The organism is Salmonella sp. K21076 (assembly GCF_039650795.1).
GTDB classification, from domain to species: domain Bacteria; phylum Pseudomonadota; class Gammaproteobacteria; order Enterobacterales; family Enterobacteriaceae; genus Salmonella; species Salmonella enterica.
Map to the genome: position 1 here is coordinate 121,116 of NZ_JBCLYA010000048.1, position 25,962 is coordinate 147,077.

The 25,962-nt window shown below is 50.4% G+C and carries 19 protein-coding genes and 6 pseudogenes; 10 read left to right on the forward strand and 15 right to left on the reverse strand.

The window, feature by feature from the left end:
- Positions 1-164: 164 nt before the first annotated feature.
- Together adiA and melR are read right to left on the reverse strand one after the other, a co-directional pair.
- The gene (adiA, locus tag AAYN39_RS17210) at positions 165-2,432 is read right to left on the reverse strand and encodes an arginine decarboxylase (RefSeq protein ID WP_001542850.1); all 2,268 of its coding nucleotides are present in this window, start codon (positions 2,430-2,432) and stop codon (positions 165-167) included.
- A 232-nt stretch (positions 2,433-2,664) separates the two neighbouring features.
- Positions 2,665-3,597, reverse strand: a complete 933-nt coding sequence (gene melR / locus AAYN39_RS17215) for a transcriptional regulator MelR (RefSeq protein ID WP_000106992.1) — start codon at positions 3,595-3,597, stop codon at positions 2,665-2,667.
- A gap of 268 nt (positions 3,598-3,865) precedes the next feature.
- Between melR and melA the strand changes: the two genes are divergently transcribed.
- Entirely contained in the window at positions 3,866-5,221 is a 1,356-nt protein-coding gene (gene melA / locus AAYN39_RS17220) for an alpha-galactosidase (protein WP_014341547.1), read from the forward strand.
- An 83-nt stretch (positions 5,222-5,304) separates the two neighbouring features.
- A complete protein-coding gene (gene melB, locus AAYN39_RS17225; RefSeq protein ID WP_000028072.1) occupies positions 5,305-6,735 on the forward strand; it encodes a melibiose:sodium transporter MelB in 1,431 nt (476 codons plus the stop codon).
- Between the two features lie 97 nt (positions 6,736-6,832).
- Here melB and fumA read toward each other — a convergent pair whose 3' ends face one another.
- From fumA to AAYN39_RS17250, 5 genes are all read right to left on the reverse strand, one after another.
- The gene (fumA, locus tag AAYN39_RS17230) at positions 6,833-8,479 is read right to left on the reverse strand and encodes a class I fumarate hydratase FumA (protein WP_000037190.1); all 1,647 of its coding nucleotides are present in this window, start codon (positions 8,477-8,479) and stop codon (positions 6,833-6,835) included.
- A 95-nt stretch (positions 8,480-8,574) separates the two neighbouring features.
- Positions 8,575-9,915: an anaerobic C4-dicarboxylate transporter DcuB gene (dcuB, locus tag AAYN39_RS17235; RefSeq protein WP_000899146.1), complete on the reverse strand. Its 1,341-nt coding sequence runs from the start codon at positions 9,913-9,915 to the stop codon at positions 8,575-8,577.
- A 146-nt stretch (positions 9,916-10,061) separates the two neighbouring features.
- Complete coding sequence (locus AAYN39_RS17240; protein WP_001767594.1) at positions 10,062-10,328, reverse strand: hypothetical protein; 267 nt, start codon at positions 10,326-10,328, stop codon at positions 10,062-10,064.
- A gap of 316 nt (positions 10,329-10,644) precedes the next feature.
- Entirely contained in the window at positions 10,645-11,364 is a 720-nt protein-coding gene (gene dcuR / locus AAYN39_RS17245; protein ID WP_000611308.1) for a two-component system response regulator DcuR, read from the reverse strand.
- Entirely contained in the window at positions 11,361-12,992 is a 1,632-nt protein-coding gene (locus AAYN39_RS17250; RefSeq protein WP_000682899.1) for a sensor histidine kinase, read from the reverse strand. Before AAYN39_RS17250 ends, dcuR begins: the two co-directional genes overlap by 4 nt.
- A 348-nt stretch (positions 12,993-13,340) precedes the next feature.
- Here AAYN39_RS17250 and AAYN39_RS17255 point away from each other — a divergent pair.
- The 4 genes and pseudogenes from AAYN39_RS17255 (at position 13,341) to AAYN39_RS17270 (ending at position 17,849) form a co-directional block, all read left to right on the forward strand.
- A pseudogene (locus AAYN39_RS17255) lies at positions 13,341-15,775 on the forward strand (DMSO/selenate family reductase complex A subunit).
- 13 nt (positions 15,776-15,788) lie between these two features.
- Positions 15,789-16,415 (forward strand): annotated as a pseudogene (locus AAYN39_RS17260) (DMSO/selenate family reductase complex B subunit).
- Positions 16,408-17,181: a dimethyl sulfoxide reductase anchor subunit family protein gene (locus AAYN39_RS17265; protein WP_000544919.1), complete on the forward strand. Its 774-nt coding sequence runs from the start codon at positions 16,408-16,410 to the stop codon at positions 17,179-17,181. The pseudogene AAYN39_RS17260 and the gene AAYN39_RS17265 overlap by 8 nt, the downstream one beginning before the upstream one ends.
- 74 nt (positions 17,182-17,255) lie before the next feature.
- Complete coding sequence (locus AAYN39_RS17270; RefSeq protein ID WP_001682187.1) at positions 17,256-17,849, forward strand: molecular chaperone; 594 nt, start codon at positions 17,256-17,258, stop codon at positions 17,847-17,849.
- Positions 17,850-17,932: 83 nt separating this feature from the next.
- On the opposite strand, the gene AAYN39_RS17275 is transcribed toward AAYN39_RS17270, so the two are convergent.
- Positions 17,933-19,333, reverse strand: a complete 1,401-nt coding sequence (locus tag AAYN39_RS17275) for a DUF1996 domain-containing protein (protein WP_000773796.1) — start codon at positions 19,331-19,333, stop codon at positions 17,933-17,935.
- A 303-nt stretch (positions 19,334-19,636) separates the two neighbouring features.
- Between AAYN39_RS17275 and AAYN39_RS17280 the strand changes: the two genes are divergently transcribed.
- Positions 19,637-20,542, forward strand: coding sequence for a YjiK family protein (locus tag AAYN39_RS17280; RefSeq protein ID WP_001268195.1), 906 nt, complete (start codon positions 19,637-19,639; stop codon positions 20,540-20,542).
- A 286-nt stretch (positions 20,543-20,828) separates the two neighbouring features.
- Here AAYN39_RS17280 and AAYN39_RS17285 read toward each other — a convergent pair whose 3' ends face one another.
- From AAYN39_RS17285 to AAYN39_RS17305, 5 genes and pseudogenes are all read right to left on the reverse strand, one after another.
- Positions 20,829-21,173, reverse strand: a complete 345-nt coding sequence (locus AAYN39_RS17285; protein ID WP_100680417.1) for an Ig-like domain-containing protein — start codon at positions 21,171-21,173, stop codon at positions 20,829-20,831.
- 7 nt (positions 21,174-21,180) lie between these two features.
- Positions 21,181-21,397, reverse strand: a pseudogene (locus tag AAYN39_RS17290) (hypothetical protein).
- A 22-nt stretch (positions 21,398-21,419) separates the two neighbouring features.
- Positions 21,420-21,707 carry a transcriptional regulator RtsB gene (gene rtsB, locus AAYN39_RS17295; protein WP_001269916.1) on the reverse strand — a complete coding sequence of 96 codons (288 nt, stop codon included), beginning with the start codon at positions 21,705-21,707 and terminating at the stop codon, positions 21,420-21,422.
- Positions 21,704-22,579, reverse strand: coding sequence for an AraC family transcriptional regulator (locus AAYN39_RS17300; protein ID WP_000921674.1), 876 nt, complete (start codon positions 22,577-22,579; stop codon positions 21,704-21,706). The genes rtsB and AAYN39_RS17300 overlap by 4 nt, the downstream gene beginning before the upstream one ends.
- 265 nt (positions 22,580-22,844) lie before the next feature.
- Positions 22,845-23,067 (reverse strand): annotated as a pseudogene (locus AAYN39_RS17305) (hypothetical protein).
- 316 nt (positions 23,068-23,383) lie between these two features.
- On the opposite strand from AAYN39_RS17305, the gene AAYN39_RS17310 reads away from it, so the two are divergent.
- Positions 23,384-23,677 (forward strand): DUF1778 domain-containing protein, encoded by a 294-nt coding sequence (locus tag AAYN39_RS17310; protein ID WP_001110456.1) that lies wholly within the window; start codon positions 23,384-23,386, stop codon positions 23,675-23,677.
- Positions 23,674-24,165: a GNAT family N-acetyltransferase gene (locus AAYN39_RS17315; protein ID WP_000626103.1), complete on the forward strand. Its 492-nt coding sequence runs from the start codon at positions 23,674-23,676 to the stop codon at positions 24,163-24,165. The genes AAYN39_RS17310 and AAYN39_RS17315 overlap by 4 nt, the downstream gene beginning before the upstream one ends.
- A gap of 240 nt (positions 24,166-24,405) precedes the next feature.
- Here the strand turns inward: AAYN39_RS17315 and AAYN39_RS17320 are convergent, their stop codons facing one another.
- Positions 24,406-25,158, reverse strand: a complete 753-nt coding sequence (locus tag AAYN39_RS17320) for a non-specific acid phosphatase (protein WP_001785756.1) — start codon at positions 25,156-25,158, stop codon at positions 24,406-24,408.
- 99 nt (positions 25,159-25,257) lie between these two features.
- Positions 25,258-25,335, reverse strand: a pseudogene (locus AAYN39_RS17325) (porin family protein); the annotation flags it as partial.
- A 379-nt stretch (positions 25,336-25,714) separates the two neighbouring features.
- On the opposite strand from AAYN39_RS17325, the pseudogene AAYN39_RS17330 reads away from it, so the two are divergent.
- Positions 25,715-25,789, forward strand: a pseudogene (locus AAYN39_RS17330) (helix-turn-helix domain-containing protein); the annotation flags it as partial.
- Between the last annotated feature and the right edge of the window lie 173 nt (positions 25,790-25,962).

A 25,962-nucleotide genomic window follows, 5' to 3' on the forward strand; every position in this document is an offset into this window, starting at 1 on the left:
TACGATGAATTAGGGTGTACAAAAAGTTGTACGCGAGTGGAAACTTGTCATTTTTGTATAAAAAAAGCGCGGGATGGGGCCCGCGCAAAAAGGTATGACAGTATTATTGTTTTGCAGCAATACTCAGGGAATACATGCCATCCTCAAAAAAAGACTCTTTGTGATTAGGCTTTCACGCACATAACGTGATATACGCCATCAATAATTTCCGTGCCTTCGGTTTCATGCTCAAAGCCAGGGAAGTGATGATCCCAGGATTGCAGTGAGCGTAAGTAACCCACCTGCGGACTGTTTTCATCGCCAAAGTTTTCACCGGAGAGCAGCATCGGGATGCCTGGCGGGTAAGGAATAACGGAGTTCGCCGCAATGCGACCCGGTAGATTTTCAATCGCCACCATTTCAATATTGTTGTTCACGATCGCGTTGTAGGCGTCGCGCGGGGTAATCTCCGCAACCGGCAGGGTGGAATAGGCGGCATTGAGACGGGCGCCCGGGTTATTTTCACGTAGCCAGGCAAACATTTTATCGCCCAGGTCATGAATACCCATGTTCGCGTAAGTGTCAGGATAATCCTGCACCAGTTCCGGCATCACCTGCGCCAGCGGCGTATTCGCGTCGTAATGATGTTTGAAGGAGCACAGCGTGTTGATCAGCGTTCCCCATTTCCCGCGAGTTACCCCCATGGAGAACAGGAACATAATCTGGAAGTCGGTGGTGCGGGTCGGCACGATACCGTGGCGGCCAAGCCATGCTGTGACCAGCGCAGCAGGTACGCCGGATGCTTCCAGTTCGCCATCGTCGCCCATACCCGGCGCCAGGATACTGACTTTAATCGGGTCCAGCATACTCCAGTTATCCGGCAGGTCTTTAAAGCCGTGCCAGGTTTCCCCGGGGCGCATGACCCAGCAGTTCTGGTCGGTTGCCAGCAGTTTTGCCGGCGCGTCGGCGAAGTCATACGTTTTACCGGTTTGTGGATCGGTGACGACGTCTTTATTCCACGGTTTAAAGAACCAGTCGCCTTCATCGGTAAACTCTTTATAAAGACGCGCCATCGCCTGACGGAAATCAACCGCTTCGTCAATCACCTCTTGAGTCAGGGACAGGCCGCTGTTACCGTCCATCATCGATACCGCCACATCGTTGGATGCGCAGATGGCATATAACGGAGAGGTGGTGGCATGCATCATATAGGCCTGGTTGAAGCGGGAGAAATTCACCGCGCCACGGCCTTCACGGACGTGAATGTAGGAAGCTTGTGAAAGCGCGTTCAGTAATTTGTGCGTGGAGTGGGTGGCAAACACGGTCGGACCGTTATGGTCGCCTGGCTCGCCGCGCATCGCGTAGTGATCGCAATAAATCGGGTTGAAGCGCGCATAGCCGTACCATGCTTCGTCGAAGTGAATGCGATCGCTGGTTTTTGCCAGCAGATCCTGCGCCTCTTTGGCGTTATAGCATACGCCGTCATAGGTACAGTTGGTCACCACGCTGTAAGACGGTTTCTGTCCGGCTTTGGTTTTGGTCAGCGGGCTGGCGCTGATTTTTTTCTGCAAGGTTTCAGGCTGCATTTCCTGCGGGTAGATTGGCCCGATAATGCCGTAACGGTTACGGCTTGGCACCATATATACCGGTTTGGCCCCAGTGAGGATCAGCCCCTGTTCGATGGATTTATGGCAGTTACGATCCAGTACAACGACATCATTATCCGTCATACAGGCCTGCATAATAGTACGGTTAGAACCTGAGGTCCCGACAACCACGGACCAGGAGCGGTCAGCACCGAATACGCGGGCGGCGTTTTTCTCGCTTTCGCCAAACGCGCCGGTATGGTCGAGGAGTGAACCGAGCGTGGTACGCTCAATCCCCATATCGCTGCGGAACAGGTTTTCGCCATAATAATCGTGATAAAAGCGACCGGCAGGCGTTTTAGTGAAACCGACGCCGCCCTGGTGTCCCGGCGCCGCCCATGAATATTCATGAATGTCGCTGTATTTCATCAACGCGTTAAACAGCGGCGGTAACAGTTGCTGGCGATACCGGGTCATGGCGGCAACGGCGCGTCCGGCGATAAAGTCAGCGGTGTCTTCCAGAATCCAGGCGAATTCATCGACAAGCTCCAGCAGGTCGCGGTCCAGCGATGCCGTCGCTTTTTCCCTGTCGCCTAACAGGAAAACGGGCACGTTTTGCTGACGCTCGTGAAGCTTACCGATCAATTGCCTGACGCTCAGGTGCTCATCCGGTTGTTCCATTTGGTAGCTAAACATCAGACAGTCAATGGCTTCGTTCGCGGACAAGATGGCATAGCCGTCATCGAAGGATGTCGATTTAATGACGGTAACATTTTGTTGGCTCAAGGCATCCGCCAGACGCTCAACCGCGTTGCCAACCCAGGTGTCCTGATGCAGAAACTCACTTTCAACAATTAATACTTTCATCATCTTTTACCCGGTTGTGGAGGCCGTGCAATTTACGCCTTGCCGACCCGCCGTATGAATGTGACGTGGGCAAGTATTACCCCGTCAAATAGGGGGTGTAAAGTGATGGAATAATGGTCAGTTATTGATATTATTGTTTAATAAACAATGGGTTAATTATTGATAGCGAGCAATTTCACCCGCCGTTTATCGACAGGTGAATTATTTTTTTGGCTGATAGTGGTATCCGGCTTTAGCCGGGCATCGTCTGGCGTCGTTGCTGGCTTAGCTTGCGGTATTGTTGCGGCGACATACCGACAAATTTGCTAAAAGTACTGTAAAAACGGCTGCTGGATCGGAACCCGGCAGTCAGAGCGACATCGAGGATCGTTTTGTCAGTATCGCTCAATAAGGCACGTACGTGATTGATGCGCATCGCCGTGATGTACTGCTTCATCGTCAATTGCATAACCCGCTGGAATATTCCCATCGCGTAGTTAGCATTGAGTTTGACATGCTCCGCAACGTCGTTAATGGTTAGCGCCTGATCGTAGTTATCGGCAATAAATCCCAGCATCTGGCTTACGTAAAACTGCGCATGGCGTGAGACGCTATTCTTGTGGGTGCGTGATGTTTTATTGAGCAAAATGGGTTGCCAGCCGGAAAGGCTAAAGCGTTTAAGCATCAAGCCGATTTCATCGATCGCCAACTGGCGAATTTGCTCATTCGGGCTGCTTGTTTCCTGCTGCCAGCGCAACACTTCAAAGGTGCTAAGCTGCTGGGTCGCCAGTGATTTAACCACCATCCCGTGCGTGACATGGTTGATAAGATCGCGATCCAGCGGCCAGGAGAGAAACAGGTGCATCGGCAAACTGAAAATCGCCATCTGGCGGCAGTTGCCGGGGCGGGTAAGCTGGTGTGGCGTACAGGCCCAAAACAGGGTGATATGTCCCTGCTTTATCTGCACGACTTCATTGTTGATTAAATACTCCACATCGCCGTCAAACGGAACATTCACTTCTACTTGCCCATGCCAGTGACTGCTGGCCATTCTGTGCGGCGGCCTCAGCTCAACGTCCAGTCGTTGATATTCGGAATAGAGCGACAGCGGGCTACGGGTTTGCTTTTCATCGCCGTTGCACATGTGCGGGTCGGGCGGGAGGAGGGATATTGCTTGCGTACTCATCGTCACTCCATTTCCTGAATTATCAGAATTATGCCCCTTTAGCCGGGAGGAAACCGGGAATCCGGACACAGAATCCGTCGATATTGTAGAGCGTAGCCTGACTATCAGGCCGAATACTCTGCTTTTTACGCCATTTTGTCCCAAAAACTCAGATCTCCCGCGCGCCAGCATACGATCTGAGTTTTCGGGAATGCTCATCGGGGAAGACGGAGGTTTTCACCGGGAACGCGTGCCACCATGAAGGTGTTCACTACTGTTCTGGAGAGTCATGATGACGGCACCCAAAATTACCTTTATCGGCGCAGGTTCTACGATTTTCGTCAAAAATATCCTCGGCGATGTGTTTCACCGCGAGGCGCTAAAGTCAGCGCATGTCGCCCTGATGGATATTGACGAAACCCGGCTGGAAGAGTCGCACATTGTGGTACGGAAACTGATGGACTCAGCGGGCGCTTCTGGCCGGATTACCTGCCATACCCACCAGAAAGCGGCGCTACAGGATGCGGATTTCGTGGTGGTCGCCTTTCAGATTGGCGGCTATGAACCCTGCACCGTGACCGATTTTGAGGTTTGTAAGCGTCATGGCCTGGAACAGACGATCGCCGATACGCTGGGGCCGGGCGGCATCATGCGCGCGCTGCGAACCATCCCGCATCTGTGGCAGATTTGCGAAGACATGACGGAAGTCTGTCCGAAGGCCACCATGCTCAATTACGTCAACCCGATGGCGATGAATACCTGGGCGATGTATGCCCGCTATCCGCATATCAAACAGGTCGGCCTGTGCCATTCGGTACAGGGAACGGCGGAAGAACTGGCGCGCGACTTGAATATCGATCCCGCCTCGCTGCGCTACCGCTGCGTCGGCATTAACCACATGGCGTTTTACCTGGAACTGGAGCGCAAAACGGCTGACGGGACTTATGTCAATCTCTATCCTGAATTGCTGGCGGCTTATGACGCCGGACAGGCGCCGAAGCCCAATATTCACGGCAATGAACGCTGCCAGAACATCGTGCGCTATGAGATGTTCAAAAAGTTGGGCTACTTCGTCACGGAGTCATCAGAGCATTTTGCCGAGTACACGCCGTGGTTTATTAAACCGGGACGCGAGGATCTGATTGCGCGCTACAAGGTGCCGCTGGATGAATATCCGAAACGCTGCGTAGAACAACTGGCGAACTGGCATAAAGAGCTGGAGGAGTATAAAACCGCCGAGCGTATCGACATCAAACCGTCCCGCGAGTACGCCAGCACCATTATGAACGCTCTGTGGACCGGCGAGCCGAGCGTGATTTACGGCAATGTGCGTAATGAGGGACTGATTGATAACCTGCCGCAGGGAAGCTGCGTCGAGGTGGCTTGTCTGGTAGATGCCAACGGCATTCAACCGACGAAGGTGGGGACGATCCCTTCCCATCTGGCGGCAATGATGCAGACCAACATCAACGTGCAAACGCTGTTGACCGAAGCCATCCTCACGGAAAACCGCGATCGCGTGTATCACGCGGCGATGATGGACCCTCATACCGCGGCGGTGCTGGGTATCGAAGAAATCTATGCGTTGGTTGACGATCTGATCGCCGCGCATGGCGACTGGCTTCCGGCCTGGTTACGCCGTTAATCTCCAGCCGCGCTGGACGGCAGATCCGGCGTTTAACCTCTACTAACAGAAGGCGGGCGCTGGTAACAGCGACCCGGTACCCTATGAGCATCTCTCTGACAACAAAGCTGAGTTACGGGTTCGGTGCGTTTGGTAAGGATTTCGCCATCGGCATTGTGTATATGTACCTGATGTATTACTACACCGATGTGGTGGGACTCTCGGTCGGCCTCGTCGGCACCCTCTTTCTGGTCGCGCGAATTTGGGATGCGATAAACGATCCCATCATGGGCTGGATTGTCAACGCCACGCGTTCGCGGTGGGGGAAATTTAAGCCGTGGATATTGATCGGCACCTTAACCAATTCGCTGGTGCTTTTCCTGCTGTTCAGCGCCCATCTTTTTGAGGGAACCGCGCAGGTTGTATTTGTCTGCGTAACCTACATCCTGTGGGGCATGACGTATACCATTATGGATATCCCATTTTGGTCGCTGGTGCCGACCATTACGCTTGATAAGCGAGAACGCGAACAACTGGTGCCGTTCCCGCGTTTCTTCGCCAGTCTGGCTGGCTTCGTCACTGCCGGTATAACGCTGCCGTTTGTGAACTATGTTGGCGGGGCGGATCGTGGGTTCGGCTTTCAGATGTTTACGCTGGTACTGATTGCGTTCTTTATCGCCTCGACTATCGTGACATTACGCAACGTACATGAGGTGTACTCCTCCGACAACGGTGTAACGGCGGGCCGCCCACATCTGACGTTAAAAACGATCGTTGGATTGATATACAAAAACGATCAGCTCTCTTGCCTGTTGGGAATGGCGCTGGCGTATAACATCGCCTCCAATATTATCAATAGCTTTGCGATCTACTACTTCACCTATGTGATTGGCGATGCCGATCTTTTTCCCTATTACCTTTCTTACGCCGGCGCGGCGAATCTGCTGACGCTGATTGTCTTCCCCCGGCTGGTGAAAATGTTATCGCGGCGGATATTGTGGGCGGGCGCCTCCGTGATGCCCGTTCTGAGTTGCGCAGGGCTCTTCGCGATGGCGTTGGCGGATGTCCATAATGCCGCTTTAATCGTGGCGGCGGGTATTTTCCTGAATATCGGGACCGCGCTCTTTTGGGTGCTTCAGGTAATCATGGTGGCGGATACGGTCGATTATGGGGAATTTAAGCTCAATATTCGCTGCGAGAGTATCGCTTATTCCGTACAGACGATGGTTGTGAAGGGCGGCTCGGCGTTTGCGGCGTTCTTTATCGCTCTGGTGCTGGGGCTGATTGGCTACACGCCGAACGTGGCGCAGTCTGCGCAAACCCTGCAGGGGATGCAGTTTATTATGATTGTCCTGCCGGTACTGTTTTTCATGATGACGTTGGTTCTCTACTTCCGCTACTACCGTTTGAACGGCGATATGCTGCGCAAGATTCAGATCCACCTGCTGGATAAATACCGGAAAACGCCGCCATTCGTCGAACAGCCGGATAGCCCGGCGATTTCTGTGGTAGCGACCAGCGATGTAAAAGCGTGAGCATGGTCTCTCGTGCAGGCCGGATAAGCCGGATAAGCGTAGCGCCATCCGGCAATTAACCGATAACGCGGCCCGGGAGAACGCCGGGCCTGCCAGGTTATTTCGCGCAGTTAGCGCACTGTTTGCTGACAATCTGCTGGAAGAAATCGTTGCCTTTGTCATCCACCAGAATAAAGGCCGGGAAATCTTCTACTTCAATTTTCCAGATAGCTTCCATGCCGAGTTCCGGATACTCGACGCACTCCAGATGCTTAATGCTCTGCTGTGCCAGTACCGCCGCCGGGCCGCCGATACTGCCCAAATAAAAGCCGCCGTGTTTTTTACAGGCATCCGTGACCTGCTGACTACGGTTGCCTTTCGCCAGCATGATCATACTGCCGCCGTGGGATTGCAGTAGATCGACATAAGAGTCCATTCGGCCTGCGGTGGTGGGGCCTAATGAGCCAGATGGATAACCTGCCGGGGTTTTGGCCGGACCTGCGTAATAGATGGGGTGGTCTTTAATATACTGCGGCAGGTCTTCGCCGGATTCAATACGCTCTTTTAGCTTCGCGTGGGCGATATCGCGACCTACGATAATGGTGCCCGTCAGCGACAGGCGAGTCGAGACCGGGTACTGCGATAGCTGGGCGAGGATCTCTTTCATCGGACGGTTAAGATCGACTTTCACCGCGTCGCCTTCGCCCGCCTGACGCAGCGCTGGCGGAATATACTGGCCCGGATTGTGTTCCAGTTTTTCGATCCAGATGCCTTCGCGGTTGATTTTCGCTTTGATGTTACGGTCTGCCGAGCAGGAGACGCCCATCCCCACCGGACAGGAAGCGCCGTGACGCGGCAGGCGAATTACGCGAATATCGTGGGCGAAATATTTCCCGCCGAACTGGGCGCCGAGGCCAAGTTTTTGCGCTTCTTCCAGCAGTTCCTGTTCCAGGTGGAGATCGCGGAATGCCTGGCCGTGCTCGTTACCTTCCGTCGGCAGCGCGTCGTAATAGTGGGTGCTGGCGAGTTTAACGGTTTTCAGCGTGCTTTCCGCCGAGGTGCCACCAATGACAAAGGCGATATGGTATGGCGGACAGGCCGCGGTGCCCAGCGTGCGCATTTTCTCAACGAGGAAGTTTTTCAGCTTGCCTGGGGTGAGCAGCGCTTTGGTCTCCTGATAGAGATACGTTTTGTTTGCTGAACCGCCGCCTTTCGCCACGCAAAGGAACTTGTACTCGTCGCCATCGACGGCATAGAGATCGATTTGCGCTGGCAGGTTGCTGCCGGTATTGACCTCTTTGTACATATCCAGCGGCGCGTTCTGCGAGTAGCGCAGGTTATCTTCGATATAGGTATTAAACACGCCTTTGGAGAGCGCGGCTTCATCGCCGCCGCCCGTCCAGACGCGTTGGCCTTTTTTACCCATGATAATCGCCGTGCCGGTATCCTGGCAGGTCGGCAGAATGCCTTTGGCGGCGATCTCGGAGTTTCTCAGGAATTGCAACGCCACATATTTGTCGTTTTCGCTGGCTTCGGGGTCATGGAGAATGGCGGCGACTTGCTGCTGGTGTTCAGGACGGAGCATAAAAGACGCATCATGGAAAGCCTGCTGAGCCAGCAACGTTAACGCCTGCGGCTCAACGTTGAGGATAGATTCTCCATTGAATTCACTGACGCTGACATAATCGGAGGTGAGCAGATAATACTCTGTTTTGTCCTCTCCCATCGGGAAAGGCGCCTGATAGATAAACTCTTTTTTCGACATGTGCTTCCAGCCTAATAGTAAGAAAATGTATTAAGAGCCTCATGGGCCAGGCTCTAAGTCGCGCGCCGCGCATAGCCGGGCGGCGCGCGCGGCCATTACAGGAATCCGTACATTGCGGCAAAGATCCAGCCAAAGACGCAGGAGACGCTCACGCCAATCAAACCCGGCAGAATGAAGCTGTGGTTAATGACGAAGCGACCAATACGGGTTGTGCCGGAACGGTCAAACTGAATCGCCGCCAGATCGCTTGGGTAGGTCGGCAGGATATAGTAGCCATAACATGCCGGCGCAGAGGCCACGATATACGCCGGATCGACACCGATAGCCAGCGCGACGGGAACAATCGCCGCCAGCGCCGCTGCTTGGGAGTTAACAAACTTGGAGACCAGCAGCAGAACGATGGCGTAGGCCCACGGATACTCTTTGACCATTTCGCCCAGCACGCCCTGAATTTCCGACATATGCGCGCCGAACATGGTTTCCGCCATCCAGGCGATCCCGTATACCGCGACAATCGCAATCATACCGGAACGAAAAACTTCGTTTTTTGAGATAGACGCAGGATTGGTTTTGGTCAGAATGATAATGAGTGCCCCGGTCAGCAGCATGAACATCTGAATGACCAGCACCATCAACAACGGTTTGCCGCCGAAGGTTGGACGTAAGTCGGAGTCCGCGCCCAGGAGAGCGACCACGGCAATCGCCGCCAGGAAGATCCACATCGCCAGCCAGTTGCTTTTCGGCAGTTTTTTATCCAGCAGCGTCGCGGTATCGCCGTACACGTACTGACGGTTTTCCGGTACGGAGATAAATTTCTGAAACGCTTCGTCTTTATCCAGATCTTTACCGCGGAACCAACTAAAAATACCGATTGCCAGGATACCGAGCAGGGTAGACGGGATGGTGATCGACAGCAGATCGAGGAACTCCAGATGTTTTCCGTCAAATGTCACGTTGCCCAGCATCGCTACCAGAGAAACCACGGCGACGGAAACCGGACTGGCGATGATACCCATTTGCGCGCCGATAGAACTGGCCGCCATTGGACGTTCCGGACGGATATTATTCTTGATCGCCACGTCATAGATAATCGGCAAAATGGTGTAAACCACGTGGCCTGTCCCACACAGAATCGTCAGGGTACAGGTGACGAACGGCGCCACAATAGAGACGTATTTGGGGTTGCGGCGCAGCAGCTTTTCGGCAATCTGCAACATCACATCCAGCCCGCCTGACGCCTGCAACGTCGCCGACGCGGCGACTACCGCGATAATGACCAGCATTACGTCAACGGGCGGTTTACCTGGCTGGAGATGGAAAACAAACACCAGAATGACCAGACCGATACCGCCCAACAACCCGAGCGCGATCCCGCCCTTTCGGGCACCATAAAACAGACATATTAATATTATGAGAAGCTGTATACTAAATAACATTTTTATTTATCCTCGCGATAAACCCAGTCAATTTTGATAAATGGATCACAGCCATCTTCTGATTTGTGTGAATGAGCATCAGGAAATGGCGAATATTCAATGCGTCAGTGGCGACGATTAACGATTAAGCTTTTTACAGAGTTGCTTTAAGTAATTATTTTCTTGCGATGGTGATGTTCAGAGGGAAGCACCCTCTGGCGATGGGCAGGTGGAGTCAGCGAGAGCAGTAAATTATGATTTGTCTGTTTTAAAAACAGGCGTTTATTATTTAATTTTTGTGTCTCGCCATCAGGTAAATCACGAGATAAATTGAACAGAATGTGACTTATGTGATCATTGTCACGCCATTTTTTTAAATTATTAGTATGGCGTGTGGAGACGCGTATCTGCTCACCAATATACGTATTGTCCATAGGCGTAGCACAAGCTCCATTGCTACAAACATAATTTTATTTAAGTGTCAGGAAAATTCCGGACAAATCCCTTTTTTAATAAAAATACACACTCTCGGCATGGGATAATACTTAATTAACTTTTGTTATCGTTTTGAAATTAAAAACAGCGCATAGCGCTGTAATAATAGAAAATAACGTTAACAGGCCTGGGTTGAGTATATTTGATCTGACACAATTTCCCAGGTTTGTTATTAATGTGATAGCGTTTTTATTGGCATTGTTATAATAAATGTTACCAAGATATAACGCTTCGCGTCGGCTTTATGCGGTATCCTTACTGACAATATTGTTTCAGTAAAGAGTAATGTTCCGGCTGAACGCGGTAGCGGTAAACCGGCCTGCCGGTCACGCCGTAATGAATACTGGTAAACAAGATATGGCAATTCACCAGCCAGATGAGATATTTACGGCAGGAGACGCGCGAGATATTCACTTCGTTGGCTAACTCGTCGGTAGAAAATTCCTGCTCCTGATGCGCATCAATCCACTGGCATAAGGTGCGTAGCGTTTGCTGGGTCAGCCTTTTTGGCAGCCGACGAGGCTCCTGCTCGCTGGATGAATTACCGTGAATGAGCAGGTCAAGCTCAGACTGTTCGTAATACTGGCGTTTTTCCATCGCCGTTTTCTTACGTAGCCAGCCGGTCAACGCTTCTTCAAAGCGCGTGGCCTGAAAAGGCTTGATCAGATAATCCACCACGCCGTAGTGAAGCGAATCTTTAATGGTGGCGGCGTCAGCGGCAGAAGAAATGACAATAACGTCGCTTTTGCAGCCTGCGCTGTGCAGGACAGGCAGCAGATCCAATCCGTTTTCCTGCTGCATATAGATATCCAGCAGGATTAGGTCAATGTGATTTTCACTGTTGAAGATAAACTCTTTCGCTTTTTCCAGCGTCGAAGCGGTTCCACAACAATGAAAACCGGAGATTTGCGCGACATAGCGGCGATTTAACTCCGCGACCATCGCATCGTCATCGACAATTAATACATTGATCATAGGCTGGTCCTTTTTCCATCCCAGGGTAACTGTACAAAAAATTGTGTGAAGATCCCAGGCTCGGACTCCACGGAAATTACGCCGCCAAGCGCTTCAACCTGCTGTTTAACCAGCGCTAAACCGACGCCGCGTTCGGCGCCTTTCGACGAGACGCCTTTTTCAAAAATCGCCTCGATGCGCTCAGGTTCGATACCCGGACCGTCATCGCTCACTTCGCAATGCAGCCAGCCATGACGGTAGTGTAACGAGACGCTGATTTCGCCGCCGGATTCCTGGCTCAACGCTTCCAGCGCGTTTTCAATCAAATTACCCAGCGCCGTAATCAGCACCGTAACCTGATCTTCATTGTTATTATCCGGTAACTGGCTGTCGCTGCTTATCACCAGGCTGTGCCCGAAATCAGAGGCGCGGGTAATCTTACTGAGCAAAAAGCCAGCGATAATCGGCGACTTTATTTTACCCAGCAGCAAACCGATCTCTTCCTGATAGTTATTGGCCGTCTTGATAATATACGCTTCAAGCTGCTTATAACTCTTCAGGTGCAATAATCCCAGAATCACATGTAATTTGTTCATGAATTCGTGGGATCGTTCACGGAGCGCATCCGCGTAGTTCACCATCCCGTCTAACCGCTGCATCAGTTGGCGAACTTCTGTTTTATCCCTGAAGGTGGATATCGCGCCGATAATTTCGCCGTTGCTGCGCACCGGAACGGTATTCACCAGCAGCAGGCGGCCTTTGACGATAATCTCTTCATCGCGGCGCGGCGTACCGTCACGCAACACTTCGCTAATGTCCACCACCTGCGGCCAGGCATGACTCAGGGTGGATAATCTGGCGTCATCCTGTGTTTTTCGATAATCGAGCAGCGCCTGCGCCGCGTGGTTAATCAACGTGACTTCGCCGCTACCATCTACGGCGATTACGCCCTCTTTGATTGACTGCAGCATCGCCTGGCGTTGTTCAAACAGGGTTGAGATCTCATAGGGTTCGAGGCCAAACAGGATACGTTTTAGCACCTTGACCAGCGCATAGGTGCCTAATAATCCCACCAGAGCGCCGAACAGAATGGACCAGATAATACTGCCGCGGCTATTGTTGATCTGCTGCGTAACGTGACTGAGTTCCAGGCCAATCGCTACCACGCCGATCTGTCGGTGGTGTTCATCATAAACCGGTGTGAAAACGCGCAGCGCTTTGGCAAGAAAGCCGCGATTAATGGCAACGTTTTCCTTTCCCTGCAGTGCGAGCAGAATGTCATCGCCTTTGAACGGTTGACCGATTCGCTGCGTTTCTGGGTGCGAATAACGGATGCCCTGCATATTGGTCACCACAATAAACAAAAAGCCATTATGCTGGCTCACCGCTTCGGAGAGCGGCTGAATGCCGCTTTCCGCAGGCGGTTTTTTCAGCCCCTCGCGAATTGCCGGAGAGTCCGCCAGCGAGCGAGCCACCGCCAGCGCTTTATCTGCCAGCGCGTCGCGCGTCATGCTGCTGATTTGCGAAAAATAGATCAGATGGACCACAACGAGCACCGAAAACAAAACGGCGCTGACCATCAGAATGACGGTAGTGCCGAGTTTCATGGGGCGTTTGCGTAACGCCCGGCATGGCAGGGAGTGTTTCATAGTGGACCTGAGCGGACGAATCGTAAGGTTATTATCCCTGATGAGGCGTCTAATTCAAAGGCATAGGCGATGTTGCTCCAGTGTTGAAAAGCCCGTCTAGTCTTGCAGGGGGCGCTACCTGCTCATGTCGTTAATTAATATCGCCGGATACCGTGATGGGTAATTTATTTTCATCAGAATTACATAAAATAATTTTTCATTAATTTTTATAATAACGTATGCGGTATCACATTTTATTTTTACTGACGTTCAGAATGCGTTTGATCACAATCAATCAGCGCTAATATTTAATCTATTATGATTAGTTTTCATTACATATTATTAATAATTATGGAAGCAATGTGAGAAATAAAAAATGGAAATAAAAAATGGCTGAACACAACCATAACCCGACGTGATGCTATTGTCGCTACTGCAAAAGTAGGGGCGGCGGTGACGCTAAGTCAGGCGATTACGCTGCCTTTTGCTACCACTGCCCAGGCGCAGGATACCCCGATACCGAAGGATGCCAACGGCGAAACCGTCAGGCACAGCGCCTGTCTGGTCAACTGTGGCAGCCGATGCCCGCTTAAGGTTATCGTGAAAAATGATCGCATTGTGCGTATTGAACCGGAAGACGCGAAAGATGACGCGGTATTCGGCGAGCATCAGATTCGTCCCTGCCTGCGCGGGCGTTCCAGTCGCTGGCGCGTTTATAGCCCGGATCGCATTAAGTATCCGATGAAAAGAGTGGGAAAACGCGGCGAAGGAAAATTTAAACGTATTTCATGGGATGAGGCCACAGCCTTTATTGCGGCGGAATTAACGCGCGTTAGCGAAAAATATGGCCGGGAAGCTATTTATTATAATTATCAATCCGGCGCGTATTATCACACGCAGGGTAGACCCGCCTGGATAAGATTACTAAATCTCACCGGCGGTTATTTAAATTATCACAACACCTATTCCACGGCGCAAATCGCCGCCGCCACGCCTTATACCCACGGTGATTATGTCGGTAGCCATTTTACGCAGATCGCGCATTCCGATCTGGTGGTGCTATTTGGCCTGAATCTCTCAGAAACGCGGATGTCCGGCGGCGGTCAGGTTGAAGAGCTGCGCCGGGCGCTGGAGACCTCGAAAGCCCGAGTCATTATTATCGATCCGCGCTATACCGATTCGGTGATTACCGAACACGCCGAATGGCTACCGATTCGCCCAACCACGGACGCCGCGCTAGTCGCCGGCATAGCGCATACGCTGATTACCGAACAGCTTCTCGACGAGGCGCTGGTAAACCGCTATTGCGTCGGCTATGACCGTAGCACCTTGCCGGACACGGCTGCGCCTAACGCCAGCTATAAAGATTATGTTCTTGGCACGGGCGATGACGGTATCGCGAAAACCCCGGAATGGGCGGCGGATATCACCGGAATTCCGGCAACGCGTATTCGCCAACTGGCGCGCGAAATCGCCTCGCGCGCGCCTGCTATATTTGCCAGGGCTGGGGGCCGCAGCGTCATGCCAACGGCGAACAAACCGTGCGTGCTATTCAGACGCTGCCAGCGTTAACCGGCCACTTCGGGCGGCCCGGCACCAATAATGGCAACTGGCCTTACGGTACGCCGTATGGCGTGCCATTGTTGCCTGTCGGTAAGAATCCGATCACAACCTCTATTCCTTGCTATCTGTGGACGGACGCCATTCAGCATCCGGAGAAAATGACCGCGACGACAATGGGCGTAAAAGGCGCGGACAGGCTAAAAACCGGGATTAAGCTGTTTTTCAACCAGGCCGGTAATACTTTGCTTAATCAGCACGGCGAAACAAACCGCACCCGTCAAATTCTCGCGGATGAATCGCTGTGTGAAACCATTATCGTGATTGAAAACCATATGACGCCCAGCGCGATGTATGCGGATCTGCTGTTGCCGGAGACCAGCTATCTTGAGGCGGAAGACCTGGTGGACAGCTCCTATGCGGCAGGATCGCATAACTATATGATTGCGATTCAGAAAACCGTTAAACCGATGTGGGAAGTGCGCAGCACGTATGACATCTGCGCGGATATCGCCGGGCATCTTGGACTGCGCGAGCAATATACCGAGGGCCGAACTCAGGCGCAGTGGGCGGAGATGCACTATCAGCAGATCCGTGAAAAACGTCCATACCTGCCGGAGTGGAGCGTGGCGAAAGAGATGGGCGTGATTGACCAGCGTATCGCTACCGAGCAGCAGAGCCTTGCGTTTGCTGATTTCCGCGCCGACGCCGAGGCTAATCCACTCTCCACGCCGTCGGGCAAAATTGAAATTTACTCCTAGGCGCTGGCGGATCTGGCGCAAGCGTGGACGTTGCCAGAAGGCGAGCGAATTCCCGCATTGCCGGAATTTTGTCCAGCGAAAGAGTCGCACCTTAACAAAGCATTGACGGCGAAGTATCCGTTGCAGTTAAGCGGTTTCCATACCAAAGGGCATACCCACTCGACCTACAGCAATGTGCTGATGCTGCATGAGGCGGTGCCGGATGAAGTCTGGATTAACCCGATTGACGCCAGCGCCCGCCAACTGAAGTCCGGCGATCGGGTGCATGTATTCAATGACCGCGGCGTGGTGGAGCTTCCCTGTAAAGTTACCCAGCGCATTTTACCCGGCGTGGCGGCGATGCCGCAGGGCGCGTGGACGCGGCTTGACGGCAACGGTGTTGATGTCGGCGGCTGTATCAATACGCTGACCAGCCATCACCCTTCGCCGCTGGCGAAAGGCAATCCGCAGCATACCAATCTGGTTGAAATTAAACGCGCTTAAGGAGTGATGTACGATGAAACAGTGTGGCTTTTATGTTGACTCCTCGCGCTGTTCAGGCTGTAAAACCTGCCAGGTAAGCTGCAAGGATAATAAAGATCTGGATGTCGGCCCGAAACTGCGCCGCGTCTATGAATATGGCGGCGGAAGCTGGGTGAAAGAGGGGGAAAGCTGGCATCACGACACCTTTACCTACTACCTCTCTATTGCTTGTAACCATTGCGATGAGCCGGTATGTGTCTCCGGCTGTCCGACCGGGGCGATGCATAAACGCAAAGAAGATGGTCTGGTCGTGGTGGATGACAGCGTATGCGTCGGCTGTCGCTATTGTGAAATGCGCTGCCCCTACGGCGCGCCGCAGTTTGATACGCAGGCAAACGTGATGCGTAAATGCGACGGTTGTCTTGACTGACTGGAGAACAATCTGCGCCCCATTTGTGTGGATTCTTGCCCGCAGCGAGCGCTGGATTTCGGCCCTGTCGATGAATTACGGGCAAAATATGGCACGGAGAATCAAATCGCGCCGCTGCCTTCGGCGTCGTTCACCCATCCTAACCTCATTATTAAACCGCATCCGAAAGCGAGACCCACGGGCGATACGGAAGGCGCAATCATGAACATTCGGGAGGTGCGCCATGCATGAGTTACCGCTGGTCTTTTTTACGGTCTTTACCCAGAGCGCGGTCGGCGCGTTTATTCTGCTGCTGATTGGCGGCGCAATGGGGCTGGTCGCGCCGCGGCGTAAGGCTATCGGTCTGTTCTCGGTGATGTGCCTGTTTGGGATTGGCGTCGTTGTCGGTACCTTCCACGTCGGGCAACCGTTGCGTGCGCTGAATATGCTGCTGCGCGTCGGACATTCGCCGATGAGTAACGAGATTGTCTTGTCGGCGGCTTTTGTGGCGCTCGGCGGTCTGGGGGCGCTCGGTTTATTGCTGAACCGTGCGACGCCGCTGTGTAACGCGTTGGTCTGGTTGGCGGCGATAGTCGGGGTGGTCTTCTTATACGCCGTTCCGCAGATTTACCAACTGCCGACGGTGGCGACCTGGCGTTCATCTTACACCACGGCAATGATGATATTGACGCCGTTGATTGGCGGCGGCGCGTTGGCGGCATTGTTTGGCGTGCGCCGTCTGGGGCTACTGGTCAGCGTGTTGGCGATTTTGGTGAGCTTTTGTCTGCGCCCGGGCTATATGGCGACGCTGATGAGCGCCGATAGCGCTCTGACCGCCGCGCAGCATAGCTGGTTTACCGCCCAGGCGGTATTGCTGGCGGCGGGCGTGGTCGGGGTGGTGGTCTGCGCGCGCCTGAAATCGAGTGCTACGGTGCTGGCCATGACGGCTGTGGTGGTTATCGCGGCGGAGTTGGCGGGTAGGATTGCGTTTTACAATCTGTGGACGCTGCCAATGTAGTTTTTGCCCGGCTTGTGCCATGTAAGCCTGATAAGCGTAGCGTCATCAGGCGAAATATTTCAGGAGCTATTGCTATGCCTTCCCGTGCTGTTTTGCCGCGTATCCTCGGCGCACTGTTTTACTACTCCCCTGAGAGGCCGGAGGTGAAAGCGTTGTTCGATTGTTTGCCAACGTTGCCTGAGCTTTACCCCTGGCGCGATCGCGGACATATTGAATCACTGTGCGCGTCATGGTCGCTACCGGATGATGATGCGCTTACATGGCAATTTTCCGTATTGTTTGAAGGCCAGGGAAAGATGCCCGTCCCGCCCTGGGGATCGGTCTATCTGGAAAAAGATAATTTGCTGATGGGGGAAACCACCGCCGATTATCGAGCTTTTTTACAGTCGCAGGGAATGGTATTCACTGACCGTGAACGCGAGCCGGAAGATCAGTTTGGCCTGATGCTATTAGCCTGTAGCGATCTGCTGGCGCAAGGCGACAACGTGGCGGCCAACCGGTTACTGGAGGCGCATCTGCTACCCTGGGGATTCCGCTATCTGGAATTGCTGCAACGCAATACCGTTAGCGCCTTCTATGCCCGGCTTGCCATCGTAGCGACCTGTTATCTGCAGGATGTTCAGCAGCAACAGGGGCTACAACCTGAGAAGAAACGGTTGTTTTTCTAAGGTATTGGTCAGGTTTTGACGACGTGCCGTAATGCTTGTGTCGCCATCGTGCCCGCTGTTGCGTCAGCGGGCACAGTTTACTATTACAGCTCCGGCGTCTTTTTGAAACCGGTCAGCATCAGCACCAGGCTCTGTTTTGAGTCCGCTGGCATGAAATCGTAGTGATTTCCCTGACGGTCGCCGCCGATATACCAGGATATTTCCGTTTTCCCTTCCGCTAGCGCTTTGCGCACCGCTTTATCGACATCAACCATGCGATACTCATGTGAATGGTTTAGATATAATACGGCATCGGAACGGTAATTGATCGCCGGTTTATTGTTCCATGACACGCTACTGGCGTGCCAGTCACTGCTGGTCGGGTAAAAGAAAATTTGATCGGCGCCGTTCGTTTCCGTTTTGCCGCCAAAAAGGCGAATACGGTATTTGAATAGCGAAGCGTCCATATTGGCAGGCAGGGGCGGGATCTTAAATTTCACCAGCGTGAGCGTTTCCGGGTGCTGCGTGCGTCCGCCATTTGTCCAGTCATCCTGTACGTACAACGTATCGACGCTGGCATGAGGCTTGTCGTCTTCGCTGCTTACCCAGGTATTTTCTTCCGCTTTACTGTAGGCGTAAGGAACCGCAGTGCCGCAATCCAGTCCCTGATTCATACACAGATCCGTCATAAACTGCGCGCCATCTTCCGTCCAGCCATTCATAAAATCGGCATGGGCGGTATAAATACTTCCCCAGCGCTCTTCCCGGGTTTCGCCATGCATTACCGGGTCCATCGACAATTCCACTTTGGACGTATCCAGCGAGGAGATCTGCGGGAGTACCCAGGCGATGTTCATATTAACCGTCGGGATTTTAACCGGATAGTCTGCGGAACATTTCCCGTGGTCGGCATAGATAGCATTATTGTGGCTATGTGTCGGTTTCAGGTTGACGTCATCCCAACAGTTGGGGAAAGCGATCCCGATATTAAACTGGACGGCATCGCCCGCTTTACGCAGGCCGCATATTTCGCCTACCTTGTTGGTGTAACCTTTGCCGTTGGCACATAAAAAGGTGATTGCGGAACTGGGGCCAGTACCGTGATGATCGCCTGCCAGTAACTCCAGCCCGGCCGGGAATGGATGGAGCGGATATTGCGCTACATTTGTGGATTGATAATAGGTCTTTTGGTAGGCCGGATTTACGATTTCACCATCGGGTAATTTCATGGACGGTGCCCAGTAACCGGAGCTGTCGGCTTTATTATCACAGGTGGTATCGGGTTGCGCGCGCAACGTCTGGTAGGTAGAGACCGCGTCGGTGTGGGTGTTGCCAAAAAAGTCATGCCACATCGCCTGATTCGCTTTACCAAACATCATAATCGCGTCATCGCCCAGCGTGTGGTGATAGCCGCACACGACATGCGCCTGAGGACCGGCATGGGCCGGGAATGCGCCAGCGGCAACGAGCGTAGCCAGGCTGACGGTAATAAGGTTGAGTTTCATTTTTTTGCTGCCCGGTTGAATAGAAGTGGGAGCAGCAATAGCAGATCAAATTACGGTGTTACATCTCATTAATTATCACTTTTTGTCATTTGCCCTGCATACAGGGGCGAATTTGCAGACGTACTATTTAAATAATTAGCCGAAACTACCCTCCTCTTGATTATGTCAATTTACAAAAAGGGTACGTTAGTGATTAAAATCGGGCTTTTTGTGATAACCCTCACTATTTCATTTTGCCTATGCTAATGGCGCTCGCCATAACCGAATAACGATTCTATCGGACATCGGCTTTATTTTTAAGAAATGCGTTACGACATCAGTCGTGACGCGATCTGCTATGGATTTTTTATGAGATTACTAAAACGCGTTATTGTGGTTGTACTCTTGGGCGTGATTTTATTTATGGTCAGGGACGATATACGCTATGTTTATCAACTGATCCTCAAATATGGTGATAAACCCTCGGCGCTAGCACTGAGTAGCTATAAAGCGGTTATTCAGCAAAAACCAGTCGCAGGAGTTAAGAGTAACCTTTCAGGTTTGACCTACTCCGCCGAAGACAGGATGCTTTTCGCCGTTATTAATAATCCCCCTGAACTGGTCTGGTTAACGACAGAAGGGCAGCTGGTAGGGCGGATGCCGCTGCAGGGCATCCACGACCCGGAGTCTATTGCATGGAGTGGGGGCAACCAGTTCCAGATAGGCAGTGAGAAAGATGGCGCGGTCTATAAAACACAGGTGGATATTCAGCGCGGCGCTATGCAGATAATCTCCATGGTGAAGCTTGAGGGCTATGACAAAGCAAAAAATAAAGGGCTGGAAGGTACGGCATGGGATGCGAAAAATGAGAGATTATATGCCGCAAAAGAAAGAAAACCCATTATGATCAAAGAAGTAGAGATGAGCAAAAATGGTATCACCAGAGCGTTGCCTTCTGCCATCACTGCGAGTGTGAGCGATGTCTCCGGACTTGAATACCATGCCCCAACGGATTCGCTGCTGGTGTTGTCGGACGAGTCAAAAATGATTCTGGAGGTCAGTTCCGAGTGGCGGGTGCGCGATCGATTGTTCCTGACGGCGGAGTGGTCAGGGCTCAGAGACGATATACCCCAACCAGAAGGGATTGCCATGGATAATGAAAATAATTTGTATATTGTGAGTGAACCAAATCTGTTTTATAAATTTTCGTGTGATATACAGAATGACTAAAATCTATTTTTACTGTCACAGCATGCTAAAACAGAACAAGGTTGTTAATACCATGATTTGACGATTGCTTGATTTGTTGATTCATTGTTGGGGATATTTATGTTTTACTTACCTCAGTAACGGATTACTTTGTGGTGTAGCGTAACGGTAATTGTCCTCCTCATATTTGCGGCAGCGTAGTCTGCCGCTTTTTTTTATAAATTAACTCTCTCTGTAATAATTAACAGACAATGAATATTATTCTGTTTTTTCAGGAGGCCTCCGAAGAGACCTCGCATGGTGATGTTTAGTTATCAGGCATAATCATTTCATCTACGCCGGAACTCTTGTTGACCGGATTTTCCGTGGGCGATGTACCTGTAAATGTTACACTGGCGGCGGCGCTATTACCGGCGGGATCGGTGGCCGTTATGGTATACTGATTCTCCCCCGACAGAATAGCGGATTGCGGAACAGAAACATGCCAGTTACCGGTATCGTTATCGACACTGGCGGTGTAGTCCGTATCGTCGACCGTGACCTTCACCTGAATATCCTGATGCGCCTCCACGACTCCCTTAAGGCTGACGGTATTATCCAGACTGCTAACAGTCGATCCCAACGTTGGTTCGGCGGACGGTTGTGTATCAATAGTCAGCTTAATTGTTGCGTGAGCTTCTAAGCGACCCAATAAAAGGTCGGTGTATTGATGTTAGTGATATTATCGCCTCCGGCGCCAATATCACTATTATTCTTCATGGAACGTACTGGCGGTGTAGAGTCTATCGTCAGCCAGCCGATAGACAGCGAAGAATTATCCATAGCGTTTGCGGAACGATCTCTGAAGATGATATCCAGAGTTGCCTTGCCTACCATTCTAGCAACATTTTAGAAAAAATTACGTAATATCGACTGATATGTAAAACTCATTCAGCATCAAATGGATTAATTCAACATCAGTAGTAATATCCATTTTTTTATAGGCTGATCTCTTTTGTGTTGAAATCGTTTTTATATTTCGATCTAATAAATTTGAGCAACTTTTAACAGATAATCCTGCAGCCACGTAATAAATAACTTTTTTCTCGCTCAATGTTAGATCGAATTTTTTAGCGAGCAACAGAATTCCATCTCTTATATTAATATGTTTTGCTTTGTTCTTATACTGCATTGTCAGATATCTCAATTAACATATTGATGACGAGAGGAGGATAAAAACGCTAAAAATTCCGATGGTGTAGTTTTGAAATGTTTTTTAAAAACGCATGTAAAATAAGAAGCACTATCATAACCACACATATAAGCCACTCGAGTAATATTATATTCACTATTGCGTAGAAGTTTTGTCGCTTTATTCATTCGCGCATTAAGGTAAACTTCACTGAATGAGGTGTGCTCTTGTTTCAATTTCCTTTTTAATGTGGAACAACTCATATAGAGTGAGTCAGAAATATCCTTGAGCGCCCATTTTCGACTTATGTCGCTTATAATAATATTATAGATGTTTTCGGCTAATGTATTTTGCGATAGTTCTCTGAAGAGAGCAAATGCTTCAGGTTCATAGATGAACTCTGAAAGCAGAAATCTTATTAAATATTCCTTTTTATCTTGGGATAATTTCTGGCTTTTATTTGAAGAGTGTAAGAGGTTGAATACTCTTGCTACGCCTGTTTCTATTGGCGCTAACAGATGTTTTGTCGTCGGTTTTGTTAATGGGGCCGAAAAGTCTGCATGTTCATACAGAAAAAAATTATAAGCATTTTTTATTGACGCTGAATCTAATTCAATTAAATTATAATTTAACTGTTCATGAGTCTCTTCCATAGTGATATGAATGGTTTGATCTTTAGCTAAAAATATTAACATTGGCCCTGATGCCGTAATATACTCCCCGGACGATGTCGTAATTGAAATTTTACCCGTGGTGAGCTTGATGAGTACGGACTGCAGTAAATTTAATCCCTGAAGTGATAAGGATTTCCTCTGCCAGTTTTGCGCTGATTGTAAACATTCAATGCTCCCCACCTGGACAGGTGAGGGATTAAACACCTTTAGCATGATAATTTCCTTTTATTAAATGTGCGTGTAAATCAAAAATTATTCTGAAAAATATTTCAAAAGAAAACTAATATATAGCTATATAATTATTTGCGAACTTAAGGTATCAGGTGGCGATCTTTTCATTTTCTATGGAAAATGCTATTTTATATTGCATTTCTACCTATTATAGTATCGTTAAAAAACTATGTCGCGTATAAAAAAAAGATGGAAATATACAAGAATTGGCTCATGTTATTATCAAATTATCTCTTTAAAATTTGAATTAAGTAATAATTACCCTTATTCTTTTAGAGAATAGCTCTTTAATTTCATGGGGGTAGTTAGCATGAGGTATAAGATCTGATGTTAATTTGTGATAAGGTTTATCTTGGAGGTAAATATTAACGATCTCGGCCAGGAAAGGCATACAACGCGGTAAATATATACTGCGGCGGGTAGACGGTGTAACAATATCCGGAAGTTTGAGGGGGAGGGGAAACATTCAATCGTATGGTTGGCTTTATGAAAAACGATGTAACACGTTATTGAGGTTCTTACTGTGCGTATCCGTTAGGTTTATGCTTTCTGATTATATAATGTTGCGTGTTTTGGCGCGGCAGTATTGAATCTTTTGCTGCGTCGGCCCCGAGGAGGAATCACTCACAGCGAATGCCAGCGCACAGCCTGGTACTGAATCTATAAATGAGTAGAAAACCTTTCGGTTCGCTACTCCGGTTCCATTCCTTCTAAATTTATCGTAATGACATCTGCGTTACGCGTGTTGTATACTTAATATCCACAGAAGTACAAGAGGACAACACTATGCCAGCCGCAAACAGTATGGCGATGAAACGTGAAACTCTGAACCTGCGTATCAAACCCGCCGAGCGCGATCTTATTGATCGAGCGGCGAAAGCCAGAGGGAAAAACCGCACAGACTTTGTGTTGGAAGCTGCCCGTGCTGCCGCAGAAGAAGTGCTTATCGAACAACGCATCATTATGGCCGATCCAGAGGCTTATCAGGAATTTCTCGTTCGTTTGGATCAAACACCTTCACCTAATGCCGCACTGCGTAAAACCATGCAGACCCCTGCGCCGTGGGAGCAGGAAAAATGATCTCCACCCCTGAGCCGCTTCATGCCGGACATATTCTTACTCCGTTTTGCTGCGGTGTGGATTCTATAGATAACTGGCTGAAACAGCGGGCGATGAAAAATCAGACCACTGGCGCGTCCCGTACCTTTGTGTGTTGTGGCAGCGATTCGAACGTACTGGCCTATTACTCGCTGGCGTCCAGCGCGGTCACGACGAATACCTCCCCCGGTCGCTTTCGTCGCAATATGCCTGACCCGATTCCGGTTGTGGTATTGGGGCGTCTGGCGGTGGATAAATCGCTTCATGGGCAGGGCGTCGCTCGGGCGCTGGTACGCGACGCAGGGCTGCGGGTTATTCAGGTGGCGGAGACTATCGGCATTCGTGGGATGCTGGTTCACGCCCTGTCGGATGAAGCGCGGGAATTTTATCAGTGGGTGGGGTTTGTACCGTCGCCGATGGATCCGATGATGTTGATGGTGACGTTGGGGGATTTGGTGGAGAGTGTTTAAACTCCAGAACGCATCCCTTAGCTTCTGATGGCCGGAATTCGCTGTGGATAGTCAGTGAGCCAGACCGGTTTTACCGCTTCAGCCGGACAACGACGTCATGACGGTCTGGACGGACTGCAAACGGGGACGTTGAATTCATGCGAATCGGGGAAACCAAAGGCGTTCTCCACGCCCGGTCGCCCCTACGCAGTTGCACTTCCTTTCATTTGCTGTGGCCAGTTTGCGGGAAGACTTTCACCTTCAGTAATTAAGTTCGGGGCGTTCTTCTTTACTCAATAAATTATTTTTGTCGTTCAGCTCCTCACGGACTTTTGCCAGTGACTTCTGAAAAGCCGGGATTGTTTGCAGCCTTGCAAACTCTACTGCTCCCACATAACGGCCAGCATCAACATCGCTTTGCCAGTGAGCACCGCATATCACTCTGCTTTGCCCGAACTCCCATCCTCGTCTGGCGAGCTCCTGCGCGCGTTCCGGTCTGGCCTGGGATAATACTAATGCCAGAAGTGTACTATAAGCAGTATGCCCGGAAGGGTAAGAGCCATCTTTTCGCAAAGTATTCTCATCTTCAGGACGGCAGGTAGAATGATTAAATAAGACAAAGGGACGAGTACGCATATAATATTTTTTTGCCGAAGCAGTAGCGTAGTAGCCGCCCATTTTCAGAAGATTCTGTAACATATTCCAGGTTTCTGGCGTATCTTTGGGATTAATTTTAGCACCCACTACTGGCGAGAATATTCTGGCTATATTTTCCACGCTTATATCTGCATCCTCAGCAGCTTGTTTCCATCGTGGGGAACCCTTTATCGCATAGCCCTTAAAATAAGCCTCCTTATCATAGCGGAAAGCCGGATCATCATTACCTGGCGGTGGTGGTAAGTAGAACTGACTGTTCACTGATTCTTCAGGAGAATGAAAGGGTTGCATTGTTGCTGCTGATGTATATTTAGCTACGATCAGTGGTAGAAAAAATAGTAAATAACGACTTTTCATAAAGACTCACCCCGGATCAGGCAATAATAAACAGATGTGATTCTATAATGATTTATTGAAATGGTTATTCAACATACAGGTAAAAAAGCAGGACGCTGCACTGGCATTATCGTCTGTCCATACCGGACTGACTGTAGCGGACAACAGAACAATACTGATACTTCCGGCTAACAGCATTTTGTTTAACTTTTGTCCCCGGTTATTTTTTATCTGCGTGCCTGACTGACACGCATTAGGTTAAAATCTTTCCGTAATAACACAGTATGAATAATTATTTTAAAGTATGTGCTCTGTTACCCCGATAACTACCATCAGTCATGATGTACTGAGTATTAATTTATGATTATGAACAAGAGTCGGAAACAGTATTTAAGAATAAAGAAACCGAAAAAGAAAAAATGCTAAAATTGGCGAAGGAATTGTTGTTGTCAGTGATGAAAAAGTTCATGGCGGAGATATTGGATTCACTTGTCGAGGCTAGCGAACCGTCAGATGGAGTGATACGCGTTATTACTGGTAATAATCTCCCTGTAGCTAAGTAAGCTTTTGACCCAGGCCCAAAGATGAGCGGCTGATCGCCGAAGCGCTGGGCGTTGCGCCAGAGAAAATCTGGCCTTCCCGTTATAGCTAATCAGGCCAGAGATGGGGGCTACGGATTTCCATTCCCAGAAAAGCAAAAACCCAGCCATAGGCTGGATTTTCTGAATAAGTGGTGCCCGGACTCGGAATCGAACCACGGACACGGGGATTTTCAATCCCCTTGTCAAAAAGTTAGACACCGCTTTGACTTTTTGAATTGGTAGC